The following is a 15,164-nucleotide window of genomic DNA, read 5'->3' on the forward strand; positions in this document are numbered from 1 at the left end:
GCGTGGGTCCCCGCCTGTCAGTCCACGCGCTTGACGAAGTGACGGTGGCCCGGCCCGTAGCCGCGCCGTTCGTAAAAACGCATCGCAGCGCGGTTCTCTTCCACGACGTTGAGGGTGATGAAGCGGAAGCCGCGCTCGCGTGCCGACGCTTCGGCCGCGGCCATCAGCCGGTCTCCGGCGCCGTCGCCGCTGCGTTCGACGGCGATCTCCGAGACGTGGAGGTACGGTTCGCCGGTGAAGAAATCGCGTTCGATCACCGCGTAGAGGAAACCGGCCCGGATGCCGCGTTCGTCTTCGGCGATCAGGAATACGTCGCCGGCGCGCGGCTCTGCGAGCGCGCCGTGCAGAACGCGGGTCGTCCCCGCGATCACCTCGCCCGGGGTGTGGCCGTCGGCGGCGCCGTGTTCGACGAAGCGCGGTACCAGCGACGCCACGAATGCCGCGTCGTCGATGCGCGCTTCGCGGATCGTCACTTGACCAGCGGAAGAATGTCGGACGGCGTGAGCGGCACCAGGCCGAGCGCGAACGTCGCCGCCGCACCGAACGCGACGACGATCCACGGCAGCGCGTTCGGCGAACGCTCGTCGCGCACGTGCACCGGATCGACGCGCGCGAACATCGCGCGCACGATCTTGAAGTAGACGTACGCCGAGATCGCCGTGCCGAGGATCAGCACCCCCGCCAGCCACGCGAAGCCGGCACCGGTCGCCGCCGCGAGGATCAGGATCTTGCCGGTGAAGCCGATCGTCGGCGGCAGTCCCGCCAGCGCGATCAGAAAGAACGTCATCGCGGCGGCGAGCCACGGACGGCGGTAGGCCAGCCCGGCGAACCGCCCCAGCCCGACGACCGCGTCGCCGTCGCGCGACATCAGCGCGACCACCGCGAACGCGCCCAAGTTCATGCACGTGTAGCCGGCGAGGTAGAGCACCGCGTAGCGCAGTCCGAGCGCCGTCTGCCCCGCAAACGCGGTAACGATGTAGCCCACCTGCGCGATTCCGGAATATGCCAGCAGGCGCTTCATGTCGGTCTGCGCCAGCGCGGCGAGATTGCCGACGAGCATCGAGAGCGCCGCGACCGCCCACACCGGCACGAGGATCGCGGCGGCGCGCTCGGGCGGGAGCGCGGCGTACGCGAAGCGCGCGAAGACCGCGAGCGTCCCGGCTTTGGTGACGATCGACATGAACGCGGTGACGGGGAGCGGTGCGCCCTCGTACACGTCCGGCGTCCAGACGTGAAACGGCACCAGGCTCAGTTTGAACGCGATCCCCACCAGGAAGAGCCCCGCGCCCAGCACGTACAGCGGCGTCGGCGTCGCCGTCGCAAGCGTCGCGAACGCGACGGACCCTGCGACCCCGAAGAGCAGCGCGGAACCGTAGAGCAGAAAGCCCGACGCCATCGAACTGAGGATCAGATACTTCAGCGCCGACTCGCGCGCGGTCGCTCGCAATGACATCGCGCACAGCGCGTAGAGCGCAAGCGAGAGCAGTTCGAGCCCAAGGAAGACCATCATCAGGTTCGCGGCGCCGGCCATCAGCATCGCGCCGCCGGCGCTCCACAGCAGCAGCGCCGTTGTCCCGGCGACCTGATCTGTCCGGCCGATCCCGACGGTGAGCAGCAAGGTCGCGATCGTCGCGACGATCACGACCTCGCTGAAGACGATCGAGAACCCGCCCTGCACGAACGCGCCGCCGAACGCGGCGTAGTCGTGCGGATACTGACGCACCTCGACGAGGCTCGCCGCGACGAGCCCGAGCACCGCGAGCATCACCGCGATGCCGCGCCGTCCTTGCCCTTCGCCCTTGAGGAACAAATCGACGAACAGCACCGCGAGCGGCGTGACCACCACGATCAGGAACGGCAAGAGCGCCGCGTAGTCGGCGGCGCTCGGATACGTGAAGTTAGCGAGCGACGGCGACACGCGAAGCCTCCGAGTGAGTGCGCACCGATTCGGCCGAGAGGATCGCCGCCGGCGGCGTCGCCGCGGCGCCGCTCGCCGAGAGCGCGACGACCGCGCTCGGGTTGATGCCGAGCCAGACGAACGCGGCGATCAGCGGCGCGAGCGCGAGCCCCTCGAGCCACGTGAGGTCGCGGCGTTCGGGGAGATCCGGGACTTCGGGCCCGTTCATGATCCCCTGGAAGAGCCGCAGCATGTATGCCGACGCGAGCACGACCGGCAGCAGCGCGACGACGGCGGCGACGGTCCAGCCCGCCTTGAAGAGCCCGGTGAGGATCAGAATCTCACCGGCGAAGCCGGCAAGTCCCGGGAGCCCGAGCGCTGCGAGCGCGCCGAGCATCAGCGCGCCGGCGAGCCGTGGGTTGCGCGCGCCCAGCCCGCCGAGCCGGCGAAGATCGCGCGTCTCCTCGCGCATCTCGACCGCACCGAGCGTGAGAAAGAGCGCCGCGCTGAACAGCCCGTGCGCGACCATGTACACGACCGCACCGCTGTAGGCGAGCACCGACCCGCTGAAGCACGCCAGCAGGATCAAGCCGAGATGCGAGAGCGAGCTGTACGCGACGACGCGCTTCGCGTCGCGCTGCGCGAGCGCGGCGAGCGCACCGTACACCAGCGCGATCGAACCGAGCACGAACATCAGCGTCTTCGCCTGCGCCATCTCCGGCGCGAGCAGCGGCAGCGTGATCACGAGAAAGCCGTACAGACCGGCCTTCGACTGCACCGCCGAGACGACGGCGACCGCCGCCGGCGGCAGCTCGGCGTACGTGTCGGGCATCCAGGTGTGGAACAGGAAGACCGGCGTCTTCACCAAGAACGCGAAGGCGAAGCCGGCAAAGATCCAGGTCCCCCATACCATCCCGATCGCCGGGTGCGCGGCGGTGTTGCCGATCACGTCGGTCGACCCCGCGACGACGCCGAACGCCGCGGTCGCCAGCAGCAGCGCGAGCCCGCCGACGAGGTTGTAGATCAAATATTTCCACGCGGCACGGGCGTGCGTGCTCGACCCGATCAGCACCAGGAAGACCGGGAGCAGCATCAAGTCCCAGAACAGCGCGAAGAGCAGCAGGTCCTTAGCGAGGAACACGCCGTTCATCGCGCCCTGCAGGACGAGCAGTTGTGCGGCGAGTTCGCGTCCGCGGTCGCCGCGGATCGTCAGCACCGCGCTGAACGTCACCACGGCGAGCAAGAGCACGAGCCAGTACGAGACGGGCCCGTAGCCGAGGTGGAACGACGCGTCGAACGGGCGCGCGAGCCAATGCAGCGAGGCGTCGGCGGCGTGCGGATCGGCGATGACCGCGACGACGCTCAGCCCGGCGATCACCGCCGCGGCGGCACGCGCCGCGTCGACGGCGCCGCGAGGCAACGCGTAGAGCCCCAGGCCGATCAGGATCGGAACGAGGACCAGCGCGACCGCGATCATCGGCCTGCTCCCGCATAGGCGAACCAGGTGTAGTACGCGACGAAGCACAGCACGCCGAACACCAGCGAGAGCGCGTACGTGCGGACCAGCCCGGTCTGGAAACTGCGGAACAGATGGCCCAGCCACTGCGCGGAGATCGCGGTCTCGCGCACCGCGCCGTCGAGGATCTGCGGATCGAGGACGCGGTCGATCAGCGCGCCGAGCGCGCGCGCCGGCCGCACCAGCAGCGCATCGTATGCCGCGTCGAAGTAGTATGCGTTCACGAGGATCGCCGGCACGCGGATCGTCTCGGTGCGCAGGCGGGCGACCGCATCGCGGAGCGCTGCCGGCGCGGCGAAGCGCAGGTAGGCGATTGCGAAGCCGATCAGCACGACGAGGAACACGACGATCGTCGACGCCGTCTCGGACAGGGCCGGAGCGGCGGCCGCCGCGGGATGCGGAAAGAAATCGCCCCAGTAGCGCAGCCACGGACTGCGTTCGCCGCCGGCGTCAAGCCAGCCGATCAGCACCGTCGGCACCATCAGCACCGCGACCGGTGCGGCCATCAGCCACGACGGCGCGTGCTGGTGCGGTTCTTCTTCCTCTGCGTGACGACCCGACGAGGCCGCGGTGCCGGCGAACTCCGGATGCCGGATCCCCAGATCGGAAGGATCGACGCCGCCGCGATACGCGCCGAAGAACGTGACGAACAGCAGCCGGAACATGTAATACGCGGTGATGCCGGCGGTGAGCACGCCGATCGCATACAGCCACGGACGTCCGGCCGCGAACGTCGAGTACACGACGTCGTCCTTGCTGAAGAAACCGCTGAAGCCGGGGACGCCGCAGATCGCGAGGACGCCGATCAGCATCGCGAGGTACGCGAACGGGAGCCGCGTGCGCAGCCCGCCCATCCGGCGCACGTCCTGCTCGTCGGCGAGCGCGTGAATGATGATCCCCGAGCCCAGGAACAGCTGCGCCTTGAAGAACGCATGCGTCAGGAAGTGAAAGACCCCGGCATCGAACGCGCCGACGCCGACGGCCATGATCATGTAGCCGATCTGCGACATCGTCGAATAGGCCAGGATGCGCTTGATGTCCCATTGCACGCAGCCGAGAATGGCGCCGGCGAGCGCGGTGAGCGCGCCGATCACGCCGACCAGGCTGCGCGCATCGGCCGACGCGCTCCACAGCGGCGCGAAGCGCGCGACCAAGTAGACGCCGGCGGTCACCATCGTCGCGGCGTGGATGAGCGCGGAGACCGGCGTCGGACCCTCCATCGCATCGGGGAGCCACGTGTGGAGCGGCAGCTGCGCCGATTTCGCCGCGCAGCCGATGAACAGCCCGAGGCAGACGAGGAACAGTTCTTGCTGGGTGAACGCCGTCGTCGCGCTGCCCAGGACGCGCTCGTATCCGATCTGTCCGGTCTTCGCGACGATCAGGAAGATCGCGTACATGATCCCGACGTCGCCGACGACGTTCATCACGAACGCTTTGCGCGCCGCCGCGACCGCCGACGGCTTGAAGAACCAGAAGCCGATCAAAAAGTACGAGGCGACGCCGACGAGTCCCCAGCCGACGAGCAGTCCGATCACGTTGTCGCTGAGGACCAGCGTCAGCATGGCGAACACGAAGAAGTTCATGTACGCGAAGAAGCGCGCGAACGCGCGGTCGCCGTCCATGTATCCGATCGAGTAGACGTGGATGAGGAAACCGACGCCGGTGATGATCAGCGTCCACACCAGCGAGAGGCGGTCCAGCTGCAGGCCGAAGTTCCACCCCGCGAGCCACGAGACCAGCGGGAGGTGCAGCCCCGTCCCCGTCACCGCGTCGCCCCACAGCACGCACGTCGCCGCGAACGGGACGCCGACGAGCGCCGAACCGATCGGCCCGGCCCACGATTTGAGCTGCGGCCCGAACGACCACAGGACCAGCGCGCCGACCAGCGGCAGCAGCCAAACCAGATAGAGCAGCATCGTCAGCCCCGGAGCGCCGCGACTTCGTCGACGTCGACGTGCGGCGTGCGGCGGAAGGTGACCGCGACGATCGCGAGACCGATCGCGGCTTCCGCCGCGGCGACGGTGATCACGAGGAACGCGAAGATATGGCCATCGATGTTCGACCAGACGCGCGCGAACGTGACGAACGCCAGATTCGCGGCGTTGAAGAGCAGTTCGATCGACATCAGCATGATCAGCGGATTGCGCCGCACGATCACGCCGACGACGCCGATGAAGAACAGCACCGCCGAGAGCGCGATGTACTGCTCGGGCGCGATGCTCATCGCGGCACCCGCGCGATCGGCTTGACGATCGGCTCGCGCTCGATCGCGCGCCGCTTCTTGCGGCGCGGGACGCCGCCGGGACCTTCGTCGCCGGCGATCAGCACGACGCCGATCACGCTGACCATCAGTACGAACGCGGTGACTTCGAACGGCAGCAGGTTCGTGGTGAACAGCGACGCCCCGAAACTCGCGACGCTCCCGAACACGCCCGCGTCACCGGTCGCGCCGCCCGGCGCGGCGCCCGCGTGAATCCCGGACCGGATCGCGGTCACGACGATCGCTCCAAGCGCGAGCACGCCGAACACCGCGGCCGGGATCCCGATCCCGCGCGCCCTGTTGGGCCCCACGTCGAACGGCGTGACGCCGCTCGAGAGCAGCGCGATGACGAACACGAAGAGGATCAGGATCGCCCCGCTGTACACGACGATCTGCATCACCGCCAAAAACTCGGCCTGCAGCGTCAGATACATCGCCGCGAGCGCGATGAAGTTCCCGAGCAGACCGACGACGGAGTACACCGGCTTCTTCGCGCTAATCACGAATACGGCGCTCGCGATCATCAGAATCGCGAGGATCCAAAACTCGATCACGCGTCACCTTGTTCGGTCGACGGGCTCGGGGAGCGAAGGGCCGCCAGTCCCCGCCGCTGATCTTTGAGGATGTGCCCGCGATTCGTCGCCTCGTACCCCGCCGCGATATCGACGGTGTCCTTTGCGCGCGCCACGCTCCCGAGATCCGCCGGGATCCCGTTCGGCCGCTCGTCGGGCGCCGTTCCGACGCCGGCCTCCGGCGGCACGAGCAGCCGGTCTTTGGCGTACACGAACGCGCCGCGCCGGTAGTCGGCCATCTCGAAGCGCGGCGTCAGCACGATCGCGTCGGTCGGACACGCCTCCTCGCAGAGGCCGCAGAAAATGCAACGCAGCTCGTCGATCTCGTAGCGCGCCGCGTAGCGTTCGCCCGGCGACCGCCGGTCCTCCGGCGTGTTTTCGGCACCGATCACCGTGATCGCGTTCGCCGGGCACGAGATCGAGCAGAGTTCGCAGCCGATGCAGCGCTCTTTCCCGTCGTCGTAGCGCCGCAGTTCGTGCAGGCCGTGAAAGCGCGGCGCGTGCTGCTTCTTCACCGACGGATACTCGATCGTCGGCTTCTTCTTGAACGCGTAGCTGAACGTCGTCGAGAAGCCGCGGAAGAGCGCTCCGACGTTGAAGAGATTCTTACGCATGGGCGGGCCACAGGGCGACGGCGACGGCCGTCAGGATCAGGTTGAGGGTCGCGACCGGCAAGAGCACCTTCCAGCCGAAGTCCATCAGCCGGTCGTAGCGGAAGCGCGGCAGCGTCGTGCGCAGCCAGATGTAAAAGAACAAGAACGCCCCGGCTTTGATGAGGAACCACAGCAAACCGATGACGCCGTCCGAGGGTAGCCCGGGGATCGGCGAGTTCCAACCGCCCAGGAACAGCAGCGTCGCCAGACACGACACGGTGATCATGTTGAGGTACTCGGCGATGAAGAACAGTCCGAAGCGCAGGCCGGAGTATTCGGTGTGGAAGCCGCCGACGAGTTCGGTCTCGGCTTCGACGAGATCGAACGGCGCACGATTCGTCTCGGCGACCGCGGTGATCACGTAGATGACGAAACCGATGATCTGGGGGATCACGAACCACAGTTTCAGCTGCGAGTGCACGATGTCGCCCAGCGCCGTCGAACCGGCCAGGATCAGCACGCCGATCACCGACATCGACATCGAGAGCTCGTACGAGATCATCTGCGCGGTCGAGCGGACGGATCCGAGCAGCGGAAACTTCGAGCCGGACGACCAGCCGGCCAGCGAGATCCCGTAGACGCCGATCGAGGTCAGCGCGAAGACGAAGAGGATCCCGGCGTTGACGTTGCCGACGGACCACAGCGTTCCGTCCTTGCTCGCCGAAAACGGGATGATCGCGAAGGTTCCCATCGCGGTGATCAGCGAGATGAACGGCGCGAGCCGATAGATCACCGGATCGGCCGTCTCCGGCGTGAGATCTTCTTTGAAGATCATCTTCACCGCGTCGGCGGCAGGCTGCAGCATCCCCCACGGTCCGACACGGTTGGGTCCCGGACGCAGCTGCATCCAGCCCATGATCTTGCGTTCGAAGAGCATCGAGTACGCGAACGTCGTGATCACGACGAACAGGACGATCGCGGCTTTGATCGTGACGATCAGCCAGATCGGCACGGCGTTGAGCGCGTCGATCACGCGGGCACCAGAGCCTTCTGCACCTTCACCGAGCCGGCGCCGCCCAGGACGTTGAGCGGTGCCGCGACGATCCCGTCGACCAGCGCGACCGCATCTTCCGGGACGCGCGGATCCAGGACCGCACTCAGTCCGCGCACGACGTTCCCGTCGCCTGCGTCAGCCTGCAGTTCGTCGCCGTCGCCGACCCCGAGGGCGTGGGCGGTCGCCGGGTGCAGCGCCGCCCGCGGCGCCGTGCGCAGTTCGGCGACCCGCGCGTCGAACGCAAGGGTTCCGCCGCCGGTGAAGATCGCGGCTTGGCGGATCACGCGCAGGCGGCTGGCGGGGACCGGTGCGAGTGCCGGCGGGCCGGCCGCATCGGGCGCGAACGCCGGCGGGGTGCGGACGAGGTCGCGGACCGCCGCCTCCATCGCCTCGACGCCGGGGAGCGCGACGCCGAGCGCCTCGGCGAGCATCACGAGCACGTCGCCGTCGGCGAGGACGCCGTCGGGCGGCCGCACCGCGCCCGTCACCGGGAGGACGTCGCCGGCGAGATCGGTCGTCGTCCCGGTCTTCTCGAACGCGCTGCACACCGGCAGGACCAGGTTCGCGAACTCGGCCGTCTCGGTGAGGAACAGGTCGGTGACGACGACGAACGGCGTCGCGCGCAGCGCCGCTTCGACGAGCGCGCGATCGGGGAAGCGCAGCATCGGGTTCGCGCCGAGGATCGCCAGGACGCCGAGCTTCCCGTCGCGCGCCGCTTCGAGCATCGCGCGCGTGTTGAGGCCGCCGTTGACGGGACGCATCCCCACCGCGTCGGCGCCGCGGCCGTTGGGCTCTTCGGGGAGCACGTAGCGCAGCGCATCGGCGAGTTCCATCAGAGGGGCGGTCAACGCAGGACCGTCGGGGAGCATCACGCCGTCCCAGATCATCGCGACGCGGCCGGGCTTCTCGCCGAGCGCGACGCGGAGCTCCTCGGCGTTCGTCGCGCGCGTTTCGGCGACGAAGCTGTTCGCCGGGTGGTCGCCGACGGAGATCAACCGCGCGCCGCGCTGCGCGACCGCTTTCCGGATGCGCAAATCGAAGACCGGGGCGAGCTGCGAAGGCGGCCGGCCCAGCGTGACGATCGTGTCGGCGTTCTCCAGATCGACGTGCGACGCGAAGGAGTCGTGATGGACGACCGTCTGCGCGCCGACGCGATGGTCGAGGTTCTTCACGCCGATCGCGCGGTGGACGAACGCGGCGAGATACGCCTCTTCGTTCAGCAGCCGGCCGCCGCCGATGACGCCCGCCGCCGTGCCGGCCTTCTTCAGCTCGGCCGCCCACAGCGCGATCGCGTCGTCCCAGCCGATCTGCATCCACGCGCCGTCCTGCTTGAGCAGCGGCTGGGTGATGCGGCGCTCGTCGTTGACGAAGCCGATGTTGTAGCGGCCGCGATCGCACAGCCAAGCGTCGGAGATCGCGTCGTCTTCCTCGACGCTCATCGTGCGCAGCAGCGTGTTGCCGCGCTCGTCGACGTGCATCTGGCAGCCGACGGCGCACTGCGTGCAGGTCGTCGTCGTGCGATGGTTGTCCCACGGGCGCGAGCGGAAGCGATACGTCTTCGACGTAAGCGCGCCGACCGGACACAGCTCGGTGACGTTTCCGGTGAAGTCGGAGACGAACGGCTTGCCGCTCGCGGTCGCGATGATCGTGTGCGCGCCGCGATCTTCGGTGCGCAGCGAGGCCTCGCGGGTGATGATCTGATCGAAGCGGACGCAGCGCTGGCAGACGATGCAGCGCTCTTCGTCGAGCACGATCGTCGGACCGAGGTCGACGGCCTTCGGCTTCGCGGTCTTCGCGTCGATCATCCGCGACGCGCCCTGACCGTACGCCATCGCGTAGTCCTGCAGATCGCACTCGCCGCCCTTATCGCAGATCGGACAGTCCAGCGGATGGTTGAGCAGGAAGAACTCGAGGATCGCGCGCCGTCCGTCGTCGACCTTCGGATTGGTCGTGTGGACCTTCATCCCGTCGGCGACGACGGTGTTGCACGCGATCTGCAGCTTCGGCATCCCCTCGATCTCGACGAGGCAGATGCGGCACAGCCCCGCGGGGCCGAGCTTCTCGTGATAGCAGTAGACCGGGATCTCGCGCTGGATCGACCTCGCCGCTTCGACCAGCAGCGTCCCCTTCGGGACCCGCACGTCGATCCCGTCGATTGAGACGGTGACGAGATCGGTCTGCGGAACGGTGGCGGACACTAATGTTCTCTCCGGAGCGAGCGCGCGATGAGGAAGACCAGCGTCAGTCCCGCGGCCGCGCCGATGACGAAGTGGTACGCGTTCGCCGCGACGTCGTTCATGCGACCACCGGGATCGGGGCGCTGCGCTTCACGTAGGCGCGGAATTGCGGTTCGAAGCGTTTGATCACCGAGGCCAGGAATGGTTCGATCGAGTCGCCGAGCGCGCAGAGGTTGAGCCCGGTGAGCTGGTGCGCCGCCGAGAGCATCACGTCGATGTCGGAGTCGACGCCGCGGCCGTCGAGGAGCCGCGCGAGCGTCTTCTCGATCCAGTGACCGCCCTCGCGGCACGGCGTGCACTGCCCGCAGGACTCGTGCGCGTAGAAGCGTACCAGCGCGTGCGCCGCCTTGACGAAATCGGTCGTATCGTCGAACACGACCATCGCGCCTGAGCCGAGCATCGAGCCGGCCTTCGCGACGCTCTCGAAGTCGTAGGGCACGTCGAGATGCTCTTCGAACAGACACGCCGACGAACCGCCGCCGGGCTGCACGCCCATGAAGCTGCGCCCGGGCCGCAGCCCGCCCGCGCAGTCGTCGATGAGTTGCCGGATCGTCGTCCCCATCGGGACTTCGTAGTTGCCGGGCTTCGCGACGTGACCGGAGATCGAGACGATCTTGTAGCCCGGCGAGCGCTCCGGACCGGCCTTGGCGAACCACTCCGGACCGTTGCGCATGATGTGCGGAAGGTACGCGAGCGTCTCGACGTTGTTGACGACGGTCGGCTCGCCGTAGAGCCCTTTCACCGCCGGGAACGGCGGCTTCAGCCGCGGCTCGCCGCGCTTCCCTTCGAGCGAGTTGAGCAGCCCAGTCTCCTCGCCGCAGATGTACGCGCCGGCGCCGCGATGGATCGTGAACTCCAGCCGCTTCCCGCGGCCGAAAACGTTCTCGCCGAGGTAGCCCTTCGCGCGCGCCTGCGCGACGGCGTCGCGCATGATCGCGTAGCCGCGCTTGAACTCGCCGCGGATGTAGATGTACGCGTGCTCGCAGCCGATCGCGTATGCGCCGATCAGGATCCCTTCGATGATCTGGTGCGGCGTCTGCTCGAGCAGCATGTGGTCCTTGAACGTGCCGGGCTCGGCCTCGTCGCAGTTGCAGACCATGTAGCGCGGCCGGCCGTTGTTCGGCAGGAACGACCACTTGCGTCCCGTCGGGAATCCGGCGCCGCCGCGACCGCGCAGGTTTGATCCGTTGCAGAGATCCGCGACGTCCTTCGGCGTCAGCTCGACGACGGCGCGGCGCAGTTGCGCGTAGCCGCCCTGCGCTTCGTAGACCTCGATCTCACGAAGGTTCAGCTCGCCGATCCCTTTGGTGAGGATCGGGGTGATCAGCTCGGCCATGACTAGTGGTGTCCGTCCTCCGCGAGTTCGGGGCGCAGCGTCGTCTCGTGCACGAGCCGTTCGTCGGAACGGACCTCGTAGCGCGGCTTGCCGACGATCAGATCGAACATCTTCAGCCCGCTCGGATCGCCGATGCCGCCGGCGTTGTTGGGGTCGGAGACGCCGCGCGCGCCGGGCGCCTTCCGGCCGTGATTGTTGTCGACGCGCCACGTCCGTACGGGCCGCGCCGTCTGCACCAGCGGTGCGATCTCGTACGTCCCGGCGCGCATCGCGTCGATCATCGCGTCGATTTTCTCGCGGGTGAGGTCGTAGACGAACTCGAGGTTGACCTGCGCGCACGGCGCGCGGTCGCACGCCGCGAGGCACTCGACCTCTTCATACGAGAAGACTCCGTCATCGGTCGTCTCGAGATGACCGATCCCAAGGCGCTCGCGCGCGTAGTCCATGATCTCCGCCGCGCCGTTGAGCAGGCACGAGAGGTTGCGGCAGATCTGCACCATGTATTTGCCGACCGGCTTGCGGAACAGCAGGGTGTAGAACGAGATCGTGGACTCGACCGTCGCTTCCGTCTCACCGACGAGGTGCGCGATCGCGGCCTGCGCGTCGGCGCTCACGTAGCCTTCGTGATCCTGGAAGAGCTGCGCGAGCGGGATCAGCGCGGATCGCTTCTCCTCGTACTGCGCGATTAGCGCGGCGATCTCGGGCTGAAGCCGCGCGTAGAGCGCGTCGAACGCGTTCCCCTCGCGCACGGCGAACGGCGACCACGGCGCCGCGGCGGGCGTATCTCCATCCAGCGGAGCGATCGACATCAGCGATCCACTTCTCCGAACACCGGATCGAGCGATCCGATCATCACCACCATGTCGGCGATCAGCTCGCCGACGGCGATCTTCTTGAGCACTTGCAGGTTGTACATCGACGGCGGCCGCGTCCGCACGCGCCACGGGCGGTTGTCGCCGTTGGAGACGACGTAGTAGCCGAGCTCGCCGCGCGGCCCCTCGACCGACTGGTAGACGTCGCCGGGCGGGACGCGGAACGACTCGGAGACGAGCTTGAAGTGATGGATCAACGCCTCCATCGAGAGCGCGATCGTCTCTTTCGGCGGCGGCGCGAACTTCGTGTCGACGACCTGCCACGCACCGGGCGCGTCGAGCTGCTTGCGCACCTGGCGGATGATCCGCATCGACTCGTCCATCTCGTCGAGCCGCACCAGGAAGCGCGCGTACGCGTCGCCCTCGGTGCGCGTCGGGACGTCGAACTCGTACTGATCGTAGCCGGAGTACGAGAACGCGCGGCGCACATCGTACTCGATCCCGGTCGCGCGCAGCGACGGGCCGGTGAGACTCCACGCGACGGCGTCGGCGGCGTCGATGATCCCGACGTCGACCATGCGGTCTTGCAGGATCGGATTCTTCTGCAACAACCGCCGCACGTCGCGCATCCGCGGCTCGTACATCGCGATCACGCCGTCGAGCTTCTCGAGGAACCCCTGCGGCAGATCCTGTCCGAGCCCGCCGACGCGGATGTAGTTGGGATGCATCCGCGCGCCGCCGGAGGCCTCGAAGAGATCAAGGATCCGTTCGCGCAGATCGAAGCAGTAGAAGAATCCGGTCAGCGCGCCGAGGTCGATCCCGCCGGTACCGAGCCACACGCAGTGCGACGCGATCCGCGAGAGCTCGGCGAGCAGCACGCGCACCTGCTGCGCGCGCGGCGGAATCAGCGCGTCGATCCCCAGCAGCTTCTCGACCGCGAGGTAGTAGCAGAGCGCGTTGGTGAGCGGGGAGAGGTAGTCCATCCGCTCGATGACGGTCGACGCCTGCGACCAGAACAGGTTCTCGGCGCTCTTCTCGATCCCGGTGTGCAGGTAGCCGATCTCGGGCGACGCCTTGGTGACGACCTCGCCTTCGATCTCGGTGATCACCTGCAGCACGCCGTGCGTCGAGGGATGCTGCGGTCCCATCGAGAGGACCATGCGGTGATCGCTCTGCTCGACGACGAGCAGAGCGAAGTCCGCTTCCGGTGCGGCGCTGCCCCTCACGGCAGGTTTCCGTCCTTCGTCTTGAGATTGACCGGCCGTTCGGCCAGCTCGCTCGGCGTCGCCTCCCCGGCGGTCGCCGAAGCGCCCGGATGCGCGGCGCTCTGCGCGGCCTGCACGCTCCGGTTTTGCGCCGGCGCGTCGGCGGCGCTCGCCGCCGCACGCACTTCCGCGATCTGCTTCTGCAGCGCCGCCGCGGTGCGTCCGGCGGCCGGCGTCCTGGCCGCGACGTTCGATTTGAGCGCGAACGACGGGCGCGGGCTCCGGTCGCTCGCCGGGCCGCGCAGCGGATAATCTTTGCGCAACGGGTGCCCTTCCCAATCGTCGGGCATCTGGATGCGGCGCAGGTCCGGGTGCCCGCCGAACGTGATCCCGAAGAGGTCGAACACTTCGCGCTCCGCCCAGTCGGCGCTCGGCCACAGATCGGCGACGGACGGCACGTCCGGCGCCGCAGCGGGGACGCCGCACAGCACGCGCACGCGTTCGGGCATCGCGATCCGCGCCGCCGTCGCGGGCGTTGTCGGCATGCGCAGCAGATGGTAGACGACGTCGAAGCGCGGCGTCCGCTCGAGGTAGTCGACGCCGCCGATGTCGAGCAGCATCGTCAGCCCTTCATCGTTGAGGGCGGCGAGGACGGCCCGCAGTTCACCAGGCGTCGTGCGCACGATGCGCGCGTCGGCGATTTCGGGACGTACTGCGGTGGGGTCCAGAGCCGTCGCTCCGGCCGGCGGCGCTTGTGAACTCGGCATGCTTCTTCTGAAACTCTTATGCGCGGGCGAGGATGCCGCCGCGGCCGCCGGCTTTGATCTGCTGCTGGATCAAATTGACCGCGTAGAGCAGGCCGTCGGGCGTCGGCGGGCAGCCGGGGACGTAGACGTCGACCGGGATGATCGTGTCGACCCCCTGGACGATCGCGTAGTTATCGAAAACGCCGCCGCTCGAAGCGCACGCGCCCATCGAGATCACCCACTTGGGGTCGGCCATCTGATCGTAGAGGCGCTTGACGATCGGGGCCATCTTGCGCGCGACGCGGCCCGAGACGATCATCAGGTCGGCCTGGCGCGGCGACGCGCGGAAGACCTCGGAGCCGAAGCGCGCGATGTCGTACTCTGGCGCCGTCGCGGTCATCATCTCGATGGCGCAGCACGCCAGCCCCATCGTCAGCGGCCACACGCTCGAGGCTTGCGCCCAGCGGGCCACCGAGTCGACGGTAGTGAGGAGAAAATCGCCGGCGCCGTTCCCTAGCGCCACTGGAACCCGCCTCGCTTCCACACGTACGCGTACCCGATCGCGAGCACGATGACGAACATCAGCATCTCCGCGAGGCCAAACACCCGCAGCTGGTGCATCTGCACCGCCCACGGATAGAAGGACGCGGCTTCGACGTCGAAGATCACGAACAGCATCGCGACCAGGTAGAATCGAACCGGGAAGCGGCCGGAGACGTCGGAGGTCGGCTCGACGCCGCACTCGTACGCTTCCGACTTGGCGGGATTCGGTTTCTTGCGGGCGGCCAGACCCGGAAGCAGGCAGAACGCCGTCGCCGCCAGGAACGCGATGGCCAGGTAGATTGCGACCGGACCGTAGGGAGACATCGAACTGAAGTATTACACGACACCGATCCGGCGGGCCTCCGTCATCGGTCTGCTCGCGTCCGCGGTGGT

The 15,164-nt window shown here is 68.1% G+C and carries 14 protein-coding genes and 1 pseudogene; all 15 read right to left on the reverse strand.

All coding sequences use genetic code 11. From position 1 onward, the window contains the following. Nucleotides 1-17: 17 nt before the first annotated feature. Nucleotides 18-473, reverse strand: a complete 456-nt coding sequence (locus tag WPS_RS12190) for a GNAT family N-acetyltransferase (RefSeq protein WP_317994755.1) — start codon at nt 471-473, stop codon at nt 18-20. Beyond that, the gene (locus tag WPS_RS12195) at nt 470-1,918 is read right to left on the reverse strand and encodes an NADH-quinone oxidoreductase subunit N (protein WP_317994756.1); all 1,449 of its coding nucleotides are present in this window, start codon (nt 1,916-1,918) and stop codon (nt 470-472) included. Before WPS_RS12195 ends, WPS_RS12190 begins: the two co-directional genes overlap by 4 nt. Continuing rightward, entirely contained in the window at nt 1,899-3,374 is a 1,476-nt protein-coding gene (locus WPS_RS12200) for a complex I subunit 4 family protein (protein ID WP_317994757.1), read from the reverse strand. Before WPS_RS12200 ends, WPS_RS12195 begins: the two co-directional genes overlap by 20 nt. Then, nucleotides 3,371-5,329: an NADH-quinone oxidoreductase subunit L gene (gene nuoL / locus WPS_RS12205; protein ID WP_317994758.1), complete on the reverse strand. Its 1,959-nt coding sequence runs from the start codon at nt 5,327-5,329 to the stop codon at nt 3,371-3,373. The genes WPS_RS12200 and nuoL overlap by 4 nt, the downstream gene beginning before the upstream one ends. Nucleotides 5,330-5,331: 2 nt before the next feature. Continuing rightward, a complete protein-coding gene (nuoK, locus tag WPS_RS12210) occupies nt 5,332-5,637 on the reverse strand; it encodes an NADH-quinone oxidoreductase subunit NuoK (protein ID WP_317994759.1) in 306 nt (101 codons plus the stop codon). Then, entirely contained in the window at nt 5,634-6,227 is a 594-nt protein-coding gene (locus WPS_RS12215) for an NADH-quinone oxidoreductase subunit J family protein (protein WP_317994760.1), read from the reverse strand. The genes nuoK and WPS_RS12215 overlap by 4 nt, the downstream gene beginning before the upstream one ends. Further along, nucleotides 6,224-6,859, reverse strand: coding sequence for an NADH-quinone oxidoreductase subunit NuoI (nuoI, locus tag WPS_RS12220; protein ID WP_317994761.1), 636 nt, complete (start codon nt 6,857-6,859; stop codon nt 6,224-6,226). Before nuoI ends, WPS_RS12215 begins: the two co-directional genes overlap by 4 nt. Beyond that, nucleotides 6,852-7,871 (reverse strand): NADH-quinone oxidoreductase subunit NuoH, encoded by a 1,020-nt coding sequence (gene nuoH, locus WPS_RS12225; protein WP_317994762.1) that lies wholly within the window; start codon nt 7,869-7,871, stop codon nt 6,852-6,854. Before nuoH ends, nuoI begins: the two co-directional genes overlap by 8 nt. Beyond that, the gene (locus WPS_RS12230; protein WP_317994763.1) at nt 7,868-10,090 is read right to left on the reverse strand and encodes a molybdopterin-dependent oxidoreductase; all 2,223 of its coding nucleotides are present in this window, start codon (nt 10,088-10,090) and stop codon (nt 7,868-7,870) included. The genes nuoH and WPS_RS12230 overlap by 4 nt, the downstream gene beginning before the upstream one ends. A 97-nt stretch (nt 10,091-10,187) precedes the next feature. Further along, entirely contained in the window at nt 10,188-11,456 is a 1,269-nt protein-coding gene (nuoF, locus tag WPS_RS12235) for an NADH-quinone oxidoreductase subunit NuoF (protein WP_405054959.1), read from the reverse strand. Between the two features lie 11 nt (nt 11,457-11,467). Continuing rightward, nucleotides 11,468-12,274 (reverse strand): NADH-quinone oxidoreductase subunit NuoE family protein, encoded by an 807-nt coding sequence (locus tag WPS_RS12240; protein ID WP_317994765.1) that lies wholly within the window; start codon nt 12,272-12,274, stop codon nt 11,468-11,470. Further along, nucleotides 12,274-13,503 carry an NADH dehydrogenase (quinone) subunit D gene (gene nuoD / locus WPS_RS12245; protein WP_317994766.1) on the reverse strand — a complete coding sequence of 410 codons (1,230 nt, stop codon included), beginning with the start codon at nt 13,501-13,503 and terminating at the stop codon, nt 12,274-12,276. The genes WPS_RS12240 and nuoD overlap by 1 nt, the downstream gene beginning before the upstream one ends. A 281-nt stretch (nt 13,504-13,784) precedes the next feature. Continuing rightward, nucleotides 13,785-14,249: pseudogene (locus WPS_RS18235) on the reverse strand (NADH-quinone oxidoreductase subunit C); the annotation flags it as partial. A 16-nt stretch (nt 14,250-14,265) separates the two neighbouring features. Continuing rightward, on the reverse strand, nt 14,266-14,751 hold the full coding sequence (locus WPS_RS12255) for an NADH-quinone oxidoreductase subunit B (protein ID WP_317994768.1): 486 nt from the start codon (nt 14,749-14,751) through the stop codon (nt 14,266-14,268). Next, entirely contained in the window at nt 14,742-15,095 is a 354-nt protein-coding gene (locus tag WPS_RS12260; RefSeq protein WP_317994769.1) for an NADH-quinone oxidoreductase subunit A, read from the reverse strand. Before WPS_RS12260 ends, WPS_RS12255 begins: the two co-directional genes overlap by 10 nt. Nucleotides 15,096-15,164: the final 69 nt, after the last annotated feature.

The organism is Vulcanimicrobium alpinum, assembly GCF_027923555.1.
Taxonomy (GTDB): Bacteria; Vulcanimicrobiota; Vulcanimicrobiia; order Vulcanimicrobiales; family Vulcanimicrobiaceae; genus Vulcanimicrobium; species Vulcanimicrobium alpinum.

What these genes read in the sequence shown, in the direction of transcription:
- WPS_RS12200 (WP_317994757.1), bottom strand. Translation starts at nt 3,374, where the DNA reads ATGATCGCGGTCGCGCTGGTCCTCGTTCCGATCCTGATCGGCCTGGGG.
- nuoL (WP_317994758.1), bottom strand. Translation starts at nt 5,329, where the DNA reads ATGCTGCTCTATCTGGTTTGGCTGCTGCCGCTGGTCGGCGCGCTGGTC.
- nuoK (WP_317994759.1), bottom strand. Translation starts at nt 5,637, where the DNA reads ATGAGCATCGCGCCCGAGCAGTACATCGCGCTCTCGGCGGTGCTGTTC.
- nuoI (WP_317994761.1), bottom strand. Translation starts at nt 6,859, where the DNA reads ATGCGTAAGAATCTCTTCAACGTCGGAGCGCTCTTCCGCGGCTTCTCG.
- WPS_RS12240 (WP_317994765.1), bottom strand. Translation starts at nt 12,274, where the DNA reads ATGTCGATCGCTCCGCTGGATGGAGATACGCCCGCCGCGGCGCCGTGG.
- WPS_RS12260 (WP_317994769.1), bottom strand. Translation starts at nt 15,095, where the DNA reads ATGTCTCCCTACGGTCCGGTCGCAATCTACCTGGCCATCGCGTTCCTG.